We start from the raw sequence: 19,401 nt of genomic DNA, 5'->3' as shown, positions 1-19,401 counted from the left end.
GTCAGCCGACCTTCTTGAAGATGCTGACCACACACGCACCGCCGAGTCCGAGGTTGTGCTGCAGTCCGATTCGTGCTCCTTCGACCTGCCGCTTGCCGGCCTGACCGCGCAGTTGCCAGACCAGTTCGGCGCACTGGGCAAGACCGGTGGCGCCGAGGGGGTGGCCCTTTGACAGCAGGCCTCCCGACGGGTTGGTGACTACTCGTCCGCCGTAGGTGTTGTCGCCGTCCAGGATGAACTTCTCGGCAGTACCTTCGGGCGTGAGGCCAAGACCTTCGTACGTGATGAGTTCGTTGGCGGAGAAGCAGTCGTGCAGTTCCACGACCTGAACGTCCTCAGGTCCGATGCCGGCGGCTTCGTAAACCTGCGCAGCTGCGGCAGCCGTCATGTCGTAGCCGACGACCTTCATCATGTCGCGGTCCTCGAAAGTGCTTGGTGTATCGGTGGTCAGGGCCTGTGCCTCGATCACTACGTCAGCCGCCAGCCCGTGCTTGCGGGCGAACTCTTCGCTGCAGACGACAGCGGCAGCGGCACCACAGGTGGGTGGGCAGCACTGGTAACGAGTGAGCGGGCCGAAGATGTGCGGTGACTCCAGTACCTGCTCTTCGGTGAGAAGATCACGGAAGACCGCGTTGGGATTGTTGGCCGCGTGCTTACGTGCCTTGACCGAGATCTTTGCGAAGGTCTCGGGCTTGGTGCCGTACTTCTCCATGTGCGAAAGTCCTGCGCCACCGAACATCTGGGCTGCGCGCGGTGCGTCGTGGACGCCTTGGATCTCGGTCATCAGATCGTCGAAACGGTACATCGGGGCAGGGCGGTCGTCCCAGACCCGCTTGAGTGCGCCGGGTTTCATCTGCTCGAAGCCGACAGCCAATGCGCATTCGACGGCGCCGCTGGCGACGGCTTGGCGTGCGAGGAAAAGGGCCGAAGATCCTGTGGCGCAGTTGTTGTTGACGTTGATGACCGGAATGCCGGTCAATCCGAGGCCGTAGACGGCGGCCTGTCCGGCAGTGGAGTCGCCGTAAACGTAGCCGGCATAGGCCTGCTGGACCAGCGAGTAGTCGATACCGGCGTCGTCGAGGGCGGCACGGGCGGCCGTATCTCCCATGACGTTGTAGTTCTCACTCTTGCCCGGCTTGGTGAACGGGATCATTCCCACTCCGGCAACATGGACTTCTCTGGTCACGATTGTCTCCTAAATGATCGGATGAAGATTTACTTAAGACCACGATTCGAGTTTTGTCTACTGGGTCACAATGCCTATTTACGAGGTACTTTCGTCGCGATATCCGACAGATCGTCGACGAAGGTGGACAATTTCACGAGGCTATTGCGTCGAAGTGTCGATTGATGATTTACTTTCTGGGCGGCAAGGTGGCGTGCGTCACAGAGTAGGTGCCCGGCGGTTGAATCGACCACGAATCGACCACATCGGGTTCGCACCGGACCGGTCTCCGAGTCCCGCATCCAGTACTTCGGTGCTGAGATCAGTTCACCCAGCTTCTGTTTCGCATTGCGCTCACTCCGTGGCGCAGTTGTCGCACTTGCCTGAGAGGATCGATGAGAATGACGTTGAGCAAGCCGGCTCTTCCCACCGCCGCACCACCGCGAGAAGTAGGGGAATCCCGAGTGCGGGCATGGGGGCTCACCGGAGTTCTCGTTCTCCTTGTCGTCGTCAACTGGGCTGACAAGGCAGTCTTCGGCCTGGTTGCACAGCCGCTGGCCAAGGAATTCGGACTGACCTCTGCACAGATCGGACTGGTCGGCAGTGCATTCTTCCTGGCCTTCACCGTCGGTGGCTTCTTTGCCGGGGTACTGCACAAGTGGATGTCGCTGCGGTGGTTGCTGGTTCTGCTCTCACTGGGGTGGGCAGCGTCGATGATCCCGCTCGTCGTGGTTGCCGGTTTCGGCATGCTTCTGTTCACGCGCATGATGCTCGGATTCTTCGAGGGACCAGCGGGTGCGCTGGTTCACACGGGTGTCTACTCGTGGCATCCTGCGGAAAAGCGTGGTCTGCCAGGAGCTTTCCTGGCTTCCGGTGCCTCTATCGCGAAGATTGCGATCGCGCCGCTGATGGCCTTGGCTGTAGCCAGTTGGGGGTGGCGAGCAACGTTCATCATCCTTGCCGGGGTCGGCGTGGTCTGGTGCGTCCTGTGGTTGTTCACCTGGAAAGAGGGGCCGTACATGCAGCGGCCGGTCAGGAAGTCCGAGCGGGAGACCACAACGGCCACAGACTCGGTGGTTGTCGCCAAGGTGCCGCTGACGAAGATCTTCTTCACGCCGACATTCCTCGGTGCGCTTGCCGCGGTGTTCACCATGTACGCTCTCATCACGGTGGTGCTCACGTGGCTGCCGTCGTACTTCGAAGTGGGACTTGGATACTCGCGGGTTCAGGCGGGAACCATGTTCGGCATTCCCAGCATCGCGGGACTGTTCTTCATGTTCCTGTGCACGTCGATCAGTGACAGGCTGATGGCGCGCGGTGCCAGCTCTCGGATCCTGCGCGGTATCGTTCCCGGAATTGCCCTGCTGATCTGTGGGCTTGCCCTCGTCAGCATGCCGTTCATCAAGACTCCGATCGTTGCGGTGCTCGTGGTATCAGTGGGTTACGGCATCGGGACGGTCATCATTCCGCAGTTCAACGCAGCGATCTCCGAAATCTGCCCGCCGCAGCAGATGGCCTCGGTACTGGGTGTTTTCATGGCTCTGATGGCCACCGGCGGTCTGATCGCTCCCTACCTCACCGGCGTCATCGTCGACAGCGCCGCAACCCCGGCCGAGGGATACGCCACCGCATTCCAGATCTTCGGAATCGCGACTGTCATCGGTGCCGTCATCGCGCTCTGCGCCGTCAACGCCACCCGCGATCGGGTGCGAATCCTCGGCTGAGCACTACTCACTTTCATTTCACAATATCCAGGAGAAACAATGCAGCGCACAGTATTCAACGAAGAGCACGAGGATTTCCGCAAAGTCATCCGTAGCTTCATCGAAGCCGAGGTAGTGCCCAACTTCTCCGATTGGGAGCGCGAGGGCATGGTGCCCCGCGACTTCTATCGCCAGCTCGGCAAGCTCGGCGTTCTCGGAATGACGGTTCCCGTGCAGTACGGCGGAGCGGGTGAAACAAGCTTCAAGTTCCAGGCTGCCCTGACCGAAGAGACGGCTCGTGCGGCAGTCAGCTTTGGCGCATTCGGTGTACACACCGGCCTGGTCCTGCCATACATCCTGACCTACGGAACCGAAGAGCAGAAGCAGCGTTGGCTGCCCGATTTCATCAGTGGCGACATGATGACTGCCATCGCGATGACCGAACCGGGCACCGGCTCGGACCTGGCGGGCATCAAGACCACGGCCAAACGGTCCGAGGACGGCACTCACTATGTTCTCAACGGCGCAAAGACATTCATCACCGGCGGCGTTCAGGCCGATCGGGTTCTCGTGATCTGCCGTACGTCACCGCCGACGGTAGAGAATCGTCGCGCCGGGTTGAGCATCCTCGCGGTGGACACGTCGAGCGAAGGCTACGAGGTCGGTCGCAAGCTCGAGAAGATCGGCATGCGCACTTCGGACACGGCAGAGCTTTCCTTCACCGACGTACGGGTGCCGGCCGAGGATCTACTCGGTGAGGAGGGGGCTGCCTTCGGCTACCTGGCCAACAACCTTCCGCAAGAGCGACTGATGATCGCAGTCACCCAAACTGCGGCGGCCGTCGGAGCCATCGACTTCGCCTCTGCCTACGTGCGTGACCGCAAGGTGTTCGGCCAGGCGGTGGCGGAGTTCCAGAACACCAAGTTCGTCATCGCCGAGTGCATCGCCAAGGTGGAGGCTGCTCAGTGCATGGTCGACCGGGCTCTGGAATTACACGAGACCGGCGACCTCAGTGTTGCCGACGCCGCCAAGGCAAAGCTGTTCTGCACCGAGACGGCAGCCGAGGTCATCGACAAGTGCTTGCAGCTTCACGGGGGCTACGGCTACATGCTGGAATACCCCATCGCGCGTCTGTACGCGGACACCCGTGTGTCGCGCATCTACGGCGGAACCAACGAAGTGATGAAGACGATCATCGCCAAAGCGGCCGGGTTCTGAACGAATCGAGGGAAACCATGGCAGAGCTTCTCTACGACGTCGATGACGGTGTCGCCACGATGACTCTGAACCGACCGGATCGACGCAACGCGATTACGTACACGCTGCTCACCGAGCTGCAGAACGCGCTTACGTCGGCGGCCGGTGACGAGGCCGTGAGAGTCGTCGTGCTCACGGGCGCTGGAGGGAACTTTTCGGTCGGTCGCGATCAGTCCGGTGATCGGTCGAGCCGTGTAGTGCGGGGTGATTCACAGCAAGAGGATCGCACTCGCTTGCTTGATGTTTCACGGGTGATACCAACTTTGGTGCAGCATCCCAAGCCTACGGTGGCGGTGATTCGCGGTGGCTGTGCGGGCGCCGGCTTGAGTCTCGCTCTGGCGTGCGATCTTCGCTATGCCGGAGCCGATGCGATGTTCAACACGGCCTTCCTGGGGGCTGGAATGTCCGGTGACATGGGAATGGCGTGGTTGCTGACCCGCGCAGCGGGCACATCGAAGGCGCGGGAATTGATGCTGCTGTCCGAACGAATCAAAGCTGATCGCGCTGCCTCGTTCGGAATGATTCACGAGGCTTTCGCCGAAGAATCGCTGGAAGCGAGGACTACGGAAATTGTTCAGCGGCTCTCTGTTTCGGCACCGTTGGCAGTGCGTGGTGCAAAGCTGAACCTCGGCGATGTCGCGGCCGCTGTCCGAATTCTTGATGGACGAAGCCGACCGGCTGATCACGTGCGCGTATTCCGAAGACGTGGAGGAAGCGCGCTCGGCATTCCTCGAGAAACGAGTACCGCACTTCACGGGCCGCTGAAAAGAACTGGAACACATTGTTATCGGGATCAGGAGAGTGAACGAGAATGTACTTGACTCAGGGTTTACATCGGTCGGTCCAGCGCGAACCCGACGCGATCGCCGTCGTTGACGGGCAGCGCCAGTTGACGTTCGCTCAACTGGAGAGTCGCGTTGCGCGATTGGCCGGTATGTTCACGTCGTACGGGCTCGACCGAGGTGACCGGGTAGGAATACTGGCCACGAACTGTCTCGAGTATATCGAATACCCCTTCGCCTGTGCCTGGGCGTCGATGGTCGCGTCCCCGGTGAACAACCGCTGGAGTCCCGACGAGATGGCATTTCACATCGAAGATGCCGGAATCACAGTGCTTCTCGTGGACGGACCGCGTCTGCCCGCTGCGCTGGAACTGCGTGATCGGTGCGCTGTACTGGAGACCGTGATCGTATTCGGTGCGGCGGATCTCCCCGGCGATACGGTCGACTACGACTCTGCTTTGGCGCTGCACGGTCCGATTCCCGATACTCACGCAGATCCCGATGCCTTGGCGTTGCTCATGTACACCGGCGGAACTACAGGCCGCCCCAAAGGTGTCATGCTGAGCGCAGGCCAGATCCTGACATCGGTGCTCGGAGTCCTTGCCGGTAGTGGTGAGCCGAATCTGCCAGGCCGCTCCCTGCACGTGGCGCCCCTGTTCCACCTCGCAGCCTTCGCCGGTTTGGTCCAGGCCTCGGTTACCGGATCCGTGCACGTTTTGATGGGGGACTTCACCGTCGAGAAACTCGTCGAAACCATTGCAGAGAAAGAAGTTACACAATCTCTGCTCGTGCCGACAATGGTGCAAGCGATGCTCGAATACGCTGATCGGACAGGTCTGCCGATCGACAGTCTCACCTCGATCACCTACGGCGCATCGCCGATGCCCGAACCACTGGTTCGGCGCTTGATCGAACGATCACCTGATCTTCGACTGCGCCAGGGCTACGGAATGACCGAGTTGGCCCCGGCAGCAACACTTCTCCGCGACGACGACCACCGCAATCCTGATCACCCGGAACGACTTCGATCAGTGGGACGTGCTGCGCCACACACCGAGGTGCGGATTGTCGACGCAACCGGCACAGAGCTTCCGCGCGGCGATATCGGTGAGGTCGTCGTGCGGGGTTCGAACGTCATGATGGGTTACTGGAACAACGAGGCGGAGACGGCGCACGCGGTGCGCAGTGGATGGATGCATACCGGTGACCTCGGCTTCATGGACGAGCATGGCTACGTGTTTCTCGTAGACCGACTCAAGGACATGATCATCTCGGGCGGCGAGAACGTCTACAGTGCCGAAGTCGAAGCCGCCCTGTCCCAGCATCCCGGTGTAAGCAGTTGCGCGGTCATCGGAGTACCCGACGACAAATGGGGAGAACGCGTCCATGCAGTGGTGGTGCGCACACCTGAAAACAATTCGAGCGGTGATGAACTCCGAGATTTTGTCGGTGAGCGTATAGCTCGGTACAAGGCGCCGCGGTCGGTCGATTTTGTCGACGCACTCCCGCTGTCGCCGGTAGGGAAGATCCTCAAGCGCACTCTGCGTGAGACCTACCGGTGACACAGCCATCTTCCCAACATGCTTCCAGGAGTAGAACCGTGATCGACCCACAGATTCGCGACCTCGATTTCGACGCCTACCGGCAGGTGATCCGCGACTTCACCGACAATGAGCTCATTCCTCGTGAGAACGAAATGGTCTCTGCTGGTGAGGTTCCCGCTGACCTCGTGACAAGGATGGCCGAGGTCGGACTATTCGGCATCACGCTTCCGAGGAGCGTCGGCGGATTGGGGTGGACCGTCGAACAGCAGGTGCTGCTGACTTTCGAGTTCACCCGGTCATCGGCGGTGTACCGTTCCCGATTCTCGACCAGTATCGGACTGGCTTCGCAGATCCTCCTCGAATACGGCACCGACGCTCAGCGTGAACAGTATCTACCGGCGATGGCGGCGGGGGAGTGCGTCATGGCGTTTGCTCTCACCGAGGAGCAGGCGGGTAGTGACGCCTCCGCCGTGCGCGCCACCGCTACCAACACCCCGGACGGCTACGTCATCAACGGTGAGAAGCGCTTCATCACCAACGGAGCGTGGGCTGATGTTCTGGTGGTGTTCGCCCGCACCGCGGACGGCGAGATTTCATCCTTCCTCGTAGATCGGGAATCGCCGGGGGTAGAGACCCGGGTGCCTGAATTGATGAACGGTCATGCCGAAGGCCCAGTCGCCGAGATCAGCTTGCGTGACGTTGTGGTGAGCGCCGACCGGTTGATCGGCGGTGCAACAGGTTTGGGGATGATTCACGCGATGCGCGGAATCAACCAGGCTCGCACCCACGTTGCCGCGACCGCAGTCGGTCAGGCGACTCGGATGCTCGCGGAGGCAATGAAATACGCGGGTTCTCGTGAGCAGTTCGACCAACCTTTGGCCGAGTTCGGTGCCGTGCAGGCGATGCTCGGACGCAGCTATGCGGAACTCGAGGCAGGACGAGCGATGATCCTCGACTGCGCCCGTGAGTTCGACCGCGGAACGCCGCCGCGTCATCGGATTGCCGCGGCAAAGCTGTACTGCACCGAGATGGCGTCGGTGGTCGGGGACCGGGCGGTGCAGGTGCTCGGCGGGGTCGGCATCGTCGGCAATCACCCGGTACCGCGTATGTGGCGGGATGTGCGTGCCTTGCGAATCTACGAGGGCGCCTCCCAGATTCACGAACGCAACCTCGCCCGGGCGCTGCCGTCATTGCTCGGCTGAAACCCGTACTTACACAAATATTTCGAGACGAGAGAAAACCGAGGGACAATCATGGGTACCACCACAGGCCGCGGACCGCTCGCCGGACTTCGCGTCGTAGAGCTTGCCGGAATCGGTCCAGGTCCCCACGCAGCGACGTTGCTCGCTGATCTCGGCGCTGACGTCGTCCGTGTTCAGCGCGCCGGTCGGATCCCCGGTCCCGGTCAGCCACGGGATCAGACCCAGCGTGGGCGTCGTATCTGCGAGGTGGACCTCAAGGACCCTGCCGGCGTCGACATTGTTCTCGGATTGATCGAGCGTGCGGACGTGCTCATCGAGGGTTTCCGTCCCGGGGTCACCGAGCGGCTCGGTCTCGGCCCGGATGTTGCGCTGGAACGGAATCCGGCCCTGGTGTACGGCCGGATGACAGGATGGGGTCAGGAGGGGCCGCTGTCGCAGGTTGCCGGACATGATATCAACTACATCTCGCTGACCGGCGTCCTGCACGCGATCGGTCGTGCCGGTGAGCGTCCGGTTCCGCCGCTGAACATGGTGGGGGACTTCGGTGGTGGCTCGATGTTTCTGTTGTTCGGAATACTTGCCGCGCTCTTCGAGCGACAGAAGTCCGGGCAGGGTCAGGTTGTCGATGCCGCAATGGTCGACGGGACGCTGGCGCTGTCACACATGATGTGGAGTTTCCGGGGTCTCGGACGCTGGTCTGACGAACGCGGTGTGAACATGCTCGACACCGGCGCCCCGTACTACGACACTTACGAGACATCCGACGGCAGATACATGGCAGTCGGTGCCGTCGAACCACAGTTCTATGCACTACTTCTGGCCGGTTTGGGACTTGATCCCGCGACGTTGCCGAGCCAGAACGACAAGAGTGCATGGCCGCACACGAAGAAGGTGTTTGCCGATGTGTTCGCGTCCAAGACACGCGACGAGTGGGCGGCGATCTTCGACGGCACCGACGCGTGTACGACACCGGTTCTGACGTTTGCGGAAGCCTCATCCAATCCCCATGTTGCCCAGCGTGGTTCGCTCGTGGAACTGGACGGGGTCACTCAGCATCGTCCGGCGCCGCGATTTTCCCGCTCCGATCCGGGTCTGCCGTCGGCCCCCGCCGCTGAAGCCGTCGATGCAGGGACGTTGTGGACGTGACGCTCACCGAATCGCGAGAACTCGAGTCCTTCGACCTGCACACGTTGCTGAGCCTGGAGGATCGCGGCTCCGACAGATTTCAGGGTTACTGTCACGCAGGTTCTCCCGGGCGTATCTTCGGTGGGCATCTGGCGGCGCAGGGTTTGACCGCCGCTGGTCGGACAGTGCCTGCGACTGCGGTGGTGCATTCCCTTCACGGATACTTCCTCAGCTCAGGCGATCCGCGGCAGCCCATCTCCTACGAAGTCGGTCGTCTTCGTGACGGACGTACGTACTGGTCCCGTCAGGTCACTGCCCTGCAACTGGGCACGCCGATCTTCACACTGTCCGTGTCCTTCAAACTTCCGGAGGACAGCACCGATCGGCAGGGGGAGATGCCCGTCGTACCTGCTCCGGAGGACCTTCCCGATCCATACGAGCGCTGGGCGAGTGCGCGCGCCGACGAGTTCCGCGACAACAAGACACATCGTGCGATGGACATGAGATTCGTTGCCGACGAGGGTGAGTGCGAGCGGGGGTCGGTCGCACAGTCGGTGTGGTTCAAACCGAATCACACCTTTCCCGACGAACCGCTGTTCCATGCCGGGGTCCTCACCTACGCGTCGGACTTGTCCTTGGCATCGACGGCCTCACTCGACGTCCAGCCCCACCGGTCGTTGATGGTCGGACCTTCGCGAGTGCTGATGGCGTCACTCGATCACGCGATCTGGTTTCACCGACCCTTCCGGGCCGACGAGTGGATGCTCTTCGCTCAGGAAAGCAACTCCGCCACTGACGGCCGGGGATTCTCGACCGGCCACTTCTGGACACGCGACGGCGTCTTGGCTGCAACCGTCGCCCAGGAGTCCCTCTTGCGGCGAGTTGACGGGCCACCGTGGCCTCGGGCCTAGGATGAAGCAATGCCTGGGAAGAGTGAAGCCGAGCACCAACCACGCGTCTGTGACGCGGCGTTGGCTCGCGCTTTCAGCTTTCTCGGCAAACGCTGGAACGGTGTGATCCTGGCGACGCTCCTCGGTGGTCCGGCGGGATTTGCGGAACTCAAGCGTGCAGTCGGCAAGATCAGCGACTCCGTGCTCTCGGACCGATTGACCGAACTGGCTGGTGCGGGCCTGGTCACGCGGACCGTCGACGCCGGCCCGCCCATCGCTGTGGAGTACGAACTCACGGCGTCGGGGCAGGCGCTGCTCCCCGCTCTCAGTGAACTGACAACGTGGGCCGCCGAAAACCTGCCACCCGAGAGTTGCCCGAACTGACCTATTGCGTGTGAACAGTCTTGTGAGATTCGTACCAGGTGTCACCTGCCGGTTCTCCCGCCAAGTTCCAACTCCACGAGACTGTCGGCGTGATGCGTGAATAGATTCCGGGACCGACCATTCCTACCCTTTCGATCGGCTGTTCAGCGATTCCGTAGATCCTGATCCCGCGCGCGACAAACGGCTCGAATGACGGCATGTCGTCGATGACGAGGGCTACTTCGAGTTGTCCTGACCCGATATTGCGGAACTTCCTGGTTTTCAGGACGCTCTGGCCGCCCCCGCCGATCCAGAAGTGGGCCCCGTCGTATTCGAAGGCCAATGGAACGACGTCTGGTTGCCCGTGTGGTGAGAGCGTCGCAACGCGCGCCAGTGGCTGCGACTGCATGTATGCGATTTCTTCTTCCGTGAATGCCATCTGTTCTCCTTCGGGGACGAAACACGTACGCAACGTAGATGCAACGTAATCAAAACTAGTGTTCTGAATCACACAGTGTTCGTGTGGTCGAGAGGCCTTTGGTCACGAATCTGTGGGCAGAACGGGTCCTGGTTCGCTACCGGTGGTGGATGAGGGCAAGGTTCCGCGGGTTGAGCACACAGCTCGCGGAACCGCCCCACCACGCGCCCCGGCAAGGGCACCGGCCGACAGGAGTTCAGGTGTCAGTAGTTGCGGAAGTCTCGGCGATTGATTTCGCGGAGACCGAATTCGATTGGGCGCAGCGATCGACGCGGATTCGTGAAGTCGACCCACTCGTTCCGGGGCCACCATCCTTGGCGATGTGTCTGAGCGAGCCGACGCGCGGACTGGTCGACATCGCTTCACTGCTTCTCGCGGCTCCTTGGTTGCTTCGATCGCCGCGTGGGGACGGGCATCCGGTCCTCGTTCTCCCCGGATTGCTGACTTCGGACGTGTCGACTCTCGCCTTGAGGACGTACCTGAGCTTTCTCGGATACCGGGTTCACGGTTGGAATCTGGGTCTGAACACCGGTCCGACGGCGACGGTGGTCGACGGATTGCCTGCCGCATTGGCCGAGGTAGCTGATCGATACGAGCAGAAGGTGTCGGTGATCGGCTGGAGTTTGGGCGGTATCTACGCTCGAAAGCTGGCGAGGGATCTGCCGGATTCCGTACGTCAGGTAGTGACACTCGGAAGTCCTTTCGCTCTCACCAGTCTGGAGCAGACGAGAGTCGGATCTCTCTACGCTCGTTTGTCCGGTAATCACGCGATACTGCCTCCGGTCGACGGCATCGAATCCGAACAGGGATCGCCTATTTCCGTTCCTGCCACGTCGGTCTACTCCAGGCACGACGGTATCGTTCCATGGCAAGCGTGCTGTGAAACCTCGGCAGGCCTGTCGGAAAGCATTGCGGTGCAAGGCAGTCATATGGGGTTGACCCACAACCCGTCGGCGTTGTGGACGGTTGCCGATCGTCTGGCGCAGGACGTGGACAACTGGCAACCTTTTGCGGCTCCGAAACGGCTTCGACGCATGTTTCCCTGCTGAGGTACGAGGCTGGGGTGTGGGGGAGAACCCTGAGTCAGACGCGGGGACGGACTCGTACCTGAGGACACACCGCGTTGGAAAAGATGGGTCCATGGCCTGATGCGCACAGGTGGATCGGCAGCGGATAGTGGAGGTCGACGCGGATGAACCGCGAGTTCCGTTGAAAGGAAACAGCACATGACCTCCCCGATGAAGACCCGCAAGCTCACCCGCGCCCGCTCGGGAGCAATGTTCGGTGGGGTGTGCGCCGGAATCGCTCGATACTTCGGTTGGAAGTCGTCGACTGTCCGCTTGCTGTTCGTGCTCTCGTGCCTGCTGCCCGGCCCGCAGTTTCTGATCTACATCGTGATGTGGATTTTCATTCCTCGTGAGCAGATCTGACCGAACCGCTCAACGGCGGCGGTCTTTCAGGCATTGCTTGGCCTCGTGCAATTCCTCCGAACTCAGCGGAGGAAGGGGGAGTGCGTCACGGTGCAAGCCCTCCGTGCGTAGGCCGTCGAGCATCACCGAGAGGTATCGACGCCACACGGTCGGGTTGACGGGCTGAGCAAATTCGGTGACTGCGCCCACCATGAAGATGAGGCCGAACAGGTCCGTCGGTACGGCGTCGGGGCGCAGCATCCCGGCCTCCTGGGCCCGGTAGAAGATCCTCTCGACCGACGGTTCGATGATGGATCGTTGGCATGCGACTTGCTCGCATCCCTCGTCGGTTCCGTTCAGGACGTCTTTGAGTCCGCGGTTGACCGACATACGGCTGCAGGCGAATTCGGCAAAGGTGACAAGGCCGTCCCACGGATCCGGATTGGCGAGTGACGCGTCCGCGGCCGCCGCCATGTCGGCGAAGTTCTGTTGGAAGACTCCGTCGATCAATTCTTCCTTGCTGGCGAACCGCCGATAGACCGTTCCGACGCCGACACCCGCGCGCCGGGCGACGTCGTCGAGTGTGACGTCGATCCCTTCTTCGGCGAACAGTTCACGTGCGGCGTCGATGATCAACTGCCGATTACGTGCAGCATCGGCGCGAAGGGGGCGCTCCATTGCGGTACTCATGTCCCCACTCTACCCGCCAAGTGGAGACAGCCTCTCCGTTTTCGTGTAGCGTTTTTGCTAACCGGAGAAGCCATCTCCGCATAGGTTGGGCGAGGGACTATGTCAGACATTGCTGAACGGACTGAATTCGAGCAGTCCTCAGCGCCTTCAGGGGACAACCACGCAAAGCGGTGGCTGGTTCTCGCGGTTCTGGGAATTGCGCAGCTGATGGTGGTCTTGGATGCCACCATCGTCAACATCGCGCTGCCTGCTGCGCAGCGCTCACTGGAGTTCGGTGATTCGGACCGCCAGTGGATCATCACGGCATACGCATTGGCGTTCGGCAGCTTGCTGCTACTCGGCGGTCGATTGAGCGACTTGTTCGGGCGCAGGCGAACTTTCATCGTCGGTCTTATCGGCTTCGCAGTGGCTTCCGCCATCGGTGGCGCAGCCGTCAACTTCGAAATGCTTGTTGCCGCTCGTGCCGGCCAGGGCGTATTCGGTGCGCTCCTTGCCCCGGCAGCCCTGTCGCTGCTGTCCGTGACATTCACGGATCCAGGTGAGCGTGCCAAGGCTTTCGGTATCTTCGGTGCCGTTGCCGGCGGCGGTGGCGCCATCGGACTGCTGCTCGGCGGCGCACTCACCGAGTGGGTCGACTGGCGCTGGTGCCTCTTCGTGAATCTCTTCTTCGCGGCGATCGCCCTGGTTGGAGCAGTCCTGTTGCTCGCGCCGCACACCAGTGACTCGCGACCCAAGCTCGACATCCCGGGAACGATCCTGGTGTCGATCAGCTTGTTCAGCATCGTCTTCGGATTCTCGAAGGCCGAATCGGACGGGTGGAGTGCAACTCCCACCATCTCGTGGCTCGTTGCCGGCGTCGTGTTCATGGCGGCGTTCATCTACTGGCAGACCAAGTCCGAGCACCCGCTCCTTCCGCTGCGGGTGGTCCTCGACCGAATCCGGGCTGGCTCGTACCTGGCGATCTTCCTTTCCGGCGCAGGCATGTTCGCAGTCTTCCTGTTCCTGACGTACTACATGCAGCTGATCCTCGGGTACAGCCCGATCATGACCGGCCTCGCATTCATGCCGATGGTGTTCGGAATCGTGACAGCGGCAACGCTTTCGACAGCGGTTTTGCTACCGCGCGTCGGTCCGCGAGTGCTGATCGTGAGCGGAATGGTCATCGCGGCGATCGGAATGACGCTGCTGGCCCAGATTTCCGTGGACAGCACCTATGCAGTCCACATTCTGCCGGGGCTCGTTGTCACCGGACTCGGCATGGGCAGCATTTTCGCCCCGTCGATGCAGGGAGCAACTTCAGGCGTGCATCACGAAGATGCCGGCGTCGCATCTGCCACGGTCAACACGATGCAGCAGGTGGGCGGCTCGATCGGAACTGCACTGCTCAGCACGATTGCAGCCTCGGCTTCCACCAACTACCTGGTGGGCCGCGAGATGAATCCGCTGACCCAGGCACAGGCTGCCGTCGAGAGTTACACCACCACGTTCTATTGGGCCGCAGGCATATTCGCGGTCGGTGCGGTCTTGACCGGACTGGTTCTTCGGAGTGGACTGCTTCCGGATTCGCCGGAAGGTGAACCGGTAATCGCTCACTGACAGCAAATTTCGGGGTCGACGCCATTGCGGCGTCGACCCCGAAATCGAGTCAGCAGTTCTTATCGGGCGATGCCTGAAACCGATGAAGGACGTGATCGAGTTGTTCGGAGGAAAGCGCCGGGACGGGCAACTCGCGATGGCCGGTGCGGGACGCGCAGAGTCCGTCGATCATGAAGCCGAGTGCGCGGCGGTAAGCCTGAGGGGCCTCGTCGCCGCCGAACTTCTGGGCCATCTTGACGACCTGCATGAGAAGCGGAATGTCGTTGACTTCGAAGTCACTCCGCAGGGTGCCCTGTTCCTTGGCGCGATTGACAAGTGCCGCGGTGTGCTGAGCGATCCCGGCGCGCGCGCGAGCGAAAGTGTCGGACGCGAAGCGCCCGTCCATCAGGAGATCGCCGAATCCGCGGTTGTCTGCCATGCGCAGGGAGATCACGTCGAGAAAGTAGACAAGACCTTCCCAGGCGTCTGGCATCTCCCGGGCGGTGGCGGCAATCGTTTCGATCTCGGAGCACCGTGTGTCGAACAGGGCCTGGATCAGCTCGTCCTTGCTGGCGAACCGGCGATAGACGGTGCCGACGCCGACGCCGGCGTGCTTGGCGACGTCCGCCAGCGTGGCGTCGAGTCCTTGGGCGGCGAACACCTCGCGAGCGGAGTTGAGGATGCGCTCGAGGTTGGCCTTGGCGTCGGACCGAAGGCGCGGCTGTGAGCAGTCGGCCGAGGTCCCCGCATGAGAAGCGTCGGGGTGTGTTGTCGGCATCCTCACAGTCTACGGCACTAAGCGGAATGATCGATTCCGTTAGTGCTATATTACTAAGCGGAACGTGTGGTTCCGATTGTCCGTATGAGAGAAGCCGATATGAGCACGTCTGACATCTGGGTCGGGAGCAATCCGATCTCGATGGTGGGTACGCGGAGTGCAGGTTTCGCGGTAACGAGGCTTCGCGCTCTTGCCGGCGACGGCGCCTTTGCTCAGCTCGTTCGTTTTGCCCTTGTCGGCGGAGCCAGCAATATCTTGTACTTTGCCGCTTTTCTGGCGCTGCGCGGTGACGGAGCGCTGGTCGCCAACGCCGTTGGTGCAGTCTTGAGCACCATTCTGGCCAACGAGCTGCATCGCCGGCTCACCTTCCATGCCGCGGATCGCGTCAACTGGTTCACCGCGCAGTGGGAAGGCGGTGGACTCGCTCTGGTCGGGTTGATCGCCAGTTCGGCCGCCATCAGTGCGCTCGGCTTCCTTCTCCCCGGCGCCGACGGACTTCTTCAAGCCGGGCTTGTGATCGCAGTGAGCGGAATTGTCGGTGGCCTGCGATTTGTCGCCCTTCGCGGTTGGGTTTTCTGAGCGGTTCTCGAATTCGAGTCGGACTCGGCTCGTAGGGAACACTGTGACCTATGAGCCTTTCGATAGCCGACTCCGGCATCCGTCTGGCTGTCCTCTGCATCGTCATGGCTCTTGTCGCCACGCTCGTCTACCGATTCACCTCTCTCGGTAGCGTTCGGGTAGTCCCAGGCGCACTCGCTCGTGGCGCTCTTCAGTTGGCTGCGATTTCGTTGATCCTCGCCGCAGCCTTGGCTCACATCTGGTCAGCGCTCCTCGTGCTCGTCGGCATGTTCGCTGCGGCGTCGTTCACCGCGGCACGACGCTGCGGCGCAGGAACGTCCGGAGCGTGGCTGACCATCGCCTTGGCGTCGGGAATCGGTGTGGTTCTGCCACTGATGCTGCTGTCCGGAGTGGTTCCGCTGGAAGGCATCGCTCTGGTGCCGATCGGCGGAATTGTTCTGGGCGGCGCGATGACTGCAACATCGATGGCAGCCAAACGCGGACTCGACGCCGTCGACGACCGGTACGGGGAAGTCGAAGCCGCACTGAGCCTTGGATTTTCCCAGCGCGATGCACGGTGGGAAGTAGCCCGCACCGCAGCCTCCGACGCCCTGCTACCGGGAGTCGACCAGACGCGCACCGTCGGCCTCGTGACATTGCCGGGAGCTTTTGTCGGCGTTTTGCTCGCGACGGGGTCGGCCGTTCAAGCCGGTGCCGTGCAAATTCTTGTGCTGGCAGGGCTGCTGTTGGCGCAAACCTGCTCGGTCGCCGTGGCGTTGGAACTCGTCGCCCGCGGCTTCGTCTTTCGAGGTAAGACTGTCAGGCCTGCGCGAGTTCGTTGATCTTGTCGCTGCGAAGGACGCGGTCGGGAAGATCGGGCGTGTTTGCCGCGAGGGTGATCATTGCCCTGCCGATGTTTTCACTGGTGGTCACGCTGCTGGGCCAAACCTTGCGCAAGAGTGGGTAGAGAGGCACGGAGATTTGATAGAAGGCCTTGTACCACCACGTCTTCGACGGCGATCCCGGGCGCGGACGGATGAATCCCGGCCGGAGGATGTAGGTCGTGAGAGGGAGTGCGAGTAGCGCATTCTCGGTCGCGCCACGTACTCGCTTCCACATGGTCTTGCTGGTCTCGGTGGAGTCGGCGCTTTCGCCGGACACGTAGACGAACACCATCTGAGGGTTCACACCCGACAGTGTCGTGGCGGCGGCAAGCGTGATGTCACGCGTGATGCGGGTGTAGTCGGCTTCGTTCATGCCGGCAGAGGAGACACCGAGGCAGAAGAAGCAGGCGTCCGCGCCGGTCAGATCGGCTTCGATCGCCGAGAAGTCGAGCATGTCGCGGTGAACGATGTCGACGATCTTCGGGGCGGTTGTACCGGACGGATTGCGGCCGACGGTCACGACTTCGTCGATTCGTAGATCGTCGAGGCATTCCCTCAGGACGCTGTTGCCGACCATTCCTGTTGCCCCGAAAACGACGACCTTCATGATGTTCCCCCCGGCGTTGGTTCCACTTTCTGTGATGCGCACACTACGGAACGGTCTGCAGTTCATCCGACCGGCCGTGGCCAACTGAACGCTTGACCTGCAATTATGAGTCCATTTCGACCCGACTCGTGACTAAAGTCCCTACAAACCGGCTGGACGGTTGGCTGAAAATAGCTTTATGAACGAAGGAGTTGATGAAATACACGTTCTGGGATCGGAGTCAGCCGGTCGAATGGTAGAGGCGTCGACGATCATCGTTCTCGGTGCGCTCTGTGCCGTGGTCGCAGGTTCTGGCGTGTTCTTTGTCGTCGGATCGATTGGTGGCTTCGCCAGACTGCTCTACCTGGTTGTTCGTGGTCCGCTCAACTCTTGCTCGGTACCGGCGTCGAATGTCGAGCTGGTGCCTTCGAGAACGTCATGTGGTCGTTGATGCTCCCGAACGTGGAGTGAAGACGGTCAAGGATGTAGTTCTGACGCATGTTCCACGGTGACTTCGATCCCTGCTTCGGGAACTGTTCCACGGCACGCATGACATACCCCGACGCCAGATCCAGGATCGGCCGCTGGTCCATTTCTTCGGTCGCGTGCGGCACGCACTTCGAATAGTCGCGCTTGTCCATCTCCGTCAGCAGTCGGCACACGTACATCGACGTGAGATCTGCTCGCAGAGTCCACGAGGCGTTGGTGTAGCCGACGCACATCGCGAAGTTCGGTACGTCGCTGATCATCATGCCCTTGTAGACGTAACGATCACCGAGGGTGACGGGTTCGCCGTCCACTTCGATGGACATCCCGCCGCACGCCTCCATCTTCAATCCTGTTGCAGTGACGATGATGTCAGCTTCGAGTTCGCGACCTGACGCGAGACGAATCCCGGTCTCGGTGAAGGTGTCGATGTGATCGGTCTCGATCGAGGCCTTGCCGGATCGGAGGGCTTTGAACAAATCGCCGTCGGGTACGACGCACAAGCGCTGGTCCCAGGGATCGTAGGAGGGTGTGAAGTGAGGGTCGAGGGGGATGTCTTTCGGGAGTTGACGACTGATCGCGAGGTTCAGCATCCTCTTTGCGCGCACCGGACTCCGTCGGCACAGTTGGTAGAAACTCAGGTTCACTACGACGCTCTTCCATCGAGCGATGCTGTGCGCGAGTTGATTCGGCAGTACCGCGCGAATGGTGTCCGATAATTTGTCGCTGGACGGAAGCGCCAGAATGTACGTCGGTGATCGCTGGAGCATCGTGACGTGGCTTGCGTCCCGTGACATCGTGGGGACCAAAGTGACTGCGGTGGCGCCGCTTCCGATCACAACGACCTTCTTGTCGGAGTAATCGAGTTCTTCGGGCCAGAACTGGGGGTGCACTACCTCACCGGCAAACGATTCACGTCCGGGGAAGTCGGGGGTGTATCCGCCCTCGTAGCTGTAGTACCCGCTGCAGAGATAGAGGAAGTTACAGGTCAATGTTTCGTCTTCGTCGCCGGTCGTGACCGTGACTGTCCAGGTCGAGTCCGCCGACGACCATGATGCGGCCGTCACCTTCCGGTTGTACCGAATCTTCTTGTCGATCCCGTTCTCTCGCGCGGTGTCGCGCACGTACCGGAGGATCGAATCACCGTCGGCGATTGCTTTGGCATCTGTCCACGGGCGAAACGGGTAGCCGAGCGTGAACATGTCGGAATCCGATCGGATGCCGGGATACTTGAAGAGGTCCCAGGTTCCGCCGCTGTTCGCTCGGGCCTCGAGGATTGCGTACGACTTTCCTGGGAGCTCGGTCTGGAGTCGATAAGCAGCACCGATGCCGGACAAGCCGGCGCCGACGATCAGGACATCGAGGTGTTCGGTGCTCATCAGTTCGGACTCCGTATCGACTATGTGGGGCCACCGGCAGAGTTAGTGCTCGATCACCACACTACTGAACGATGCTCAGTAAGGCGAGGGGGACCAGGTGATCGTTGGTGGTCGGATTGCCGCGCACAGTGGTTTACCTGCGGCGTCGGTGAGCCCGAGGTCTCCGTGGAGCGCACCGGAAGCGTCGGCCTGCTCGACGATGTGCTCGGGGATCGCGTCGAGCATCAGCTTTGCGCGCCGAAACATCTCGAGCGTCTGGTCATCGGATACCGTCACCCAGGACAGGTAGATGAAGCGTCCGCGAGGTGGACCCTGGATGTGTGGACCGAGAATGTCCCAGGCACCGGACTTTCGCTCCAGACTCGCTGTCAGTTCCCATCGCACTGTCTCGGTATCTCCTGGTACGAGGTCGAGGATTTCGTGTGGCTTGCCTCGGCGCTGAACGCCGACGTGGATGTTGCTGCGCCCTTCGAAGGTTGCGGTTTCGGAACACTCACGTCCGGGCAGGCTGTGACCGGTGATGATGATCTGCATATCGACATCATGC

At 61.3% G+C, this 19,401-nt stretch carries 20 protein-coding genes; 13 read left to right on the top strand and 7 right to left on the bottom strand.

Features of this window, described 5'->3' with window-relative positions:
* Position 1 precedes the first annotated feature (1 nt).
* The gene (locus GJB56_RS16965) at positions 2-1,186 is read right to left on the bottom strand and encodes a lipid-transfer protein (protein ID WP_113682503.1); all 1,185 of its coding nucleotides are present in this window, start codon (positions 1,184-1,186) and stop codon (positions 2-4) included.
* Between the two features lie 443 nt (positions 1,187-1,629).
* Between GJB56_RS16965 and GJB56_RS16960 the strand changes: the two genes are divergently transcribed.
* From GJB56_RS16960 to GJB56_RS16925, 8 genes are read left to right on the top strand one after another with little or no spacing between them, the layout of a single operon-like run.
* The gene (locus GJB56_RS16960; protein WP_081098313.1) at positions 1,630-2,889 is read left to right on the top strand and encodes an MFS transporter; all 1,260 of its coding nucleotides are present in this window, start codon (positions 1,630-1,632) and stop codon (positions 2,887-2,889) included.
* Positions 2,890-2,928: 39 nt separating this feature from the next.
* Complete coding sequence (locus tag GJB56_RS16955) at positions 2,929-4,086, top strand: acyl-CoA dehydrogenase family protein (RefSeq protein WP_020970671.1); 1,158 nt, start codon at positions 2,929-2,931, stop codon at positions 4,084-4,086.
* Positions 4,087-4,103: 17 nt separating this feature from the next.
* Positions 4,104-4,946: an enoyl-CoA hydratase/isomerase family protein gene (locus GJB56_RS16950; protein ID WP_113682502.1), complete on the top strand. Its 843-nt coding sequence runs from the start codon at positions 4,104-4,106 to the stop codon at positions 4,944-4,946.
* Entirely contained in the window at positions 4,937-6,469 is a 1,533-nt protein-coding gene (locus GJB56_RS16945) for an acyl-CoA synthetase (protein ID WP_113682501.1), read from the top strand. Before GJB56_RS16950 ends, GJB56_RS16945 begins: the two co-directional genes overlap by 10 nt.
* A gap of 38 nt (positions 6,470-6,507) precedes the next feature.
* A complete protein-coding gene (locus tag GJB56_RS16940) occupies positions 6,508-7,653 on the top strand; it encodes an acyl-CoA dehydrogenase family protein (RefSeq protein ID WP_029256162.1) in 1,146 nt (381 codons plus the stop codon).
* Between the two features lie 51 nt (positions 7,654-7,704).
* Entirely contained in the window at positions 7,705-8,799 is a 1,095-nt protein-coding gene (locus tag GJB56_RS16935; RefSeq protein WP_113682500.1) for a CaiB/BaiF CoA transferase family protein, read from the top strand.
* Entirely contained in the window at positions 8,796-9,689 is an 894-nt protein-coding gene (locus GJB56_RS16930; RefSeq protein WP_230090998.1) for an acyl-CoA thioesterase, read from the top strand. The genes GJB56_RS16935 and GJB56_RS16930 overlap by 4 nt, the downstream gene beginning before the upstream one ends.
* 9 nt (positions 9,690-9,698) lie before the next feature.
* Entirely contained in the window at positions 9,699-10,052 is a 354-nt protein-coding gene (locus tag GJB56_RS16925) for a winged helix-turn-helix transcriptional regulator (RefSeq protein WP_019745158.1), read from the top strand.
* A gap of 1 nt (position 10,053) precedes the next feature.
* On the opposite strand, the gene GJB56_RS16920 is transcribed toward GJB56_RS16925, so the two are convergent.
* Positions 10,054-10,470, bottom strand: coding sequence for a PPOX class F420-dependent oxidoreductase (locus GJB56_RS16920; protein ID WP_029256158.1), 417 nt, complete (start codon positions 10,468-10,470; stop codon positions 10,054-10,056).
* 239 nt (positions 10,471-10,709) lie between these two features.
* On the opposite strand from GJB56_RS16920, the gene GJB56_RS16915 reads away from it, so the two are divergent.
* Complete coding sequence (locus GJB56_RS16915; protein ID WP_019745156.1) at positions 10,710-11,558, top strand: alpha/beta fold hydrolase; 849 nt, start codon at positions 10,710-10,712, stop codon at positions 11,556-11,558.
* A gap of 177 nt (positions 11,559-11,735) precedes the next feature.
* On the top strand, positions 11,736-11,939 hold the full coding sequence (locus GJB56_RS16910) for a PspC domain-containing protein (RefSeq protein WP_019745155.1): 204 nt from the start codon (positions 11,736-11,738) through the stop codon (positions 11,937-11,939).
* Positions 11,940-11,948: 9 nt separating this feature from the next.
* Here the strand turns inward: GJB56_RS16910 and GJB56_RS16905 are convergent, their stop codons facing one another.
* Positions 11,949-12,608, bottom strand: a complete 660-nt coding sequence (locus GJB56_RS16905; RefSeq protein WP_019745154.1) for a TetR/AcrR family transcriptional regulator — start codon at positions 12,606-12,608, stop codon at positions 11,949-11,951.
* Between the two features lie 99 nt (positions 12,609-12,707).
* Here GJB56_RS16905 and GJB56_RS16900 point away from each other — a divergent pair, with 99 nt between their 5' ends.
* Complete coding sequence (locus GJB56_RS16900; RefSeq protein WP_003940566.1) at positions 12,708-14,204, top strand: MFS transporter; 1,497 nt, start codon at positions 12,708-12,710, stop codon at positions 14,202-14,204.
* Positions 14,205-14,253: 49 nt separating this feature from the next.
* On the opposite strand, the gene GJB56_RS16895 is transcribed toward GJB56_RS16900, so the two are convergent.
* Positions 14,254-14,961, bottom strand: coding sequence for a TetR/AcrR family transcriptional regulator (locus GJB56_RS16895; protein ID WP_020970663.1), 708 nt, complete (start codon positions 14,959-14,961; stop codon positions 14,254-14,256).
* A 141-nt stretch (positions 14,962-15,102) separates the two neighbouring features.
* Between GJB56_RS16895 and GJB56_RS16890 the strand changes: the two genes are divergently transcribed.
* Both GJB56_RS16890 and GJB56_RS16885 read left to right on the top strand, forming a co-directional pair.
* A complete protein-coding gene (locus GJB56_RS16890; protein WP_044480100.1) occupies positions 15,103-15,540 on the top strand; it encodes a GtrA family protein in 438 nt (145 codons plus the stop codon).
* A gap of 50 nt (positions 15,541-15,590) precedes the next feature.
* Positions 15,591-16,361, top strand: coding sequence for an ABC transporter permease (locus GJB56_RS16885; protein ID WP_020970661.1), 771 nt, complete (start codon positions 15,591-15,593; stop codon positions 16,359-16,361).
* Here the strand turns inward: GJB56_RS16885 and GJB56_RS16880 are convergent.
* The 3 genes from GJB56_RS16880 to GJB56_RS16870 all read right to left on the bottom strand — a co-directional run bounded on the left by GJB56_RS16880 (position 16,339) and on the right by GJB56_RS16870 (position 19,388).
* On the bottom strand, positions 16,339-17,010 hold the full coding sequence (locus GJB56_RS16880) for an NAD(P)H-binding protein (RefSeq protein WP_113682870.1): 672 nt from the start codon (positions 17,008-17,010) through the stop codon (positions 16,339-16,341). The genes GJB56_RS16885 and GJB56_RS16880 overlap by 23 nt on opposite strands.
* 362 nt (positions 17,011-17,372) lie before the next feature.
* Complete coding sequence (locus GJB56_RS16875) at positions 17,373-18,854, bottom strand: flavin-containing monooxygenase (RefSeq protein ID WP_113682499.1); 1,482 nt, start codon at positions 18,852-18,854, stop codon at positions 17,373-17,375.
* A gap of 75 nt (positions 18,855-18,929) precedes the next feature.
* Complete coding sequence (locus GJB56_RS16870; protein ID WP_113682498.1) at positions 18,930-19,388, bottom strand: DUF5990 family protein; 459 nt, start codon at positions 19,386-19,388, stop codon at positions 18,930-18,932.
* Between the last annotated feature and the right edge of the window lie 13 nt (positions 19,389-19,401).

This window comes from Rhodococcus sp. AQ5-07 (assembly GCF_009707305.1).
GTDB classification, from domain to species: domain Bacteria; phylum Actinomycetota; class Actinomycetes; order Mycobacteriales; family Mycobacteriaceae; genus Rhodococcus_F; species Rhodococcus_F erythropolis.
The sequence above is the reverse complement of the archived record's forward strand: the minus strand, read 5'-3'. Positions and strand labels throughout refer to the sequence as shown.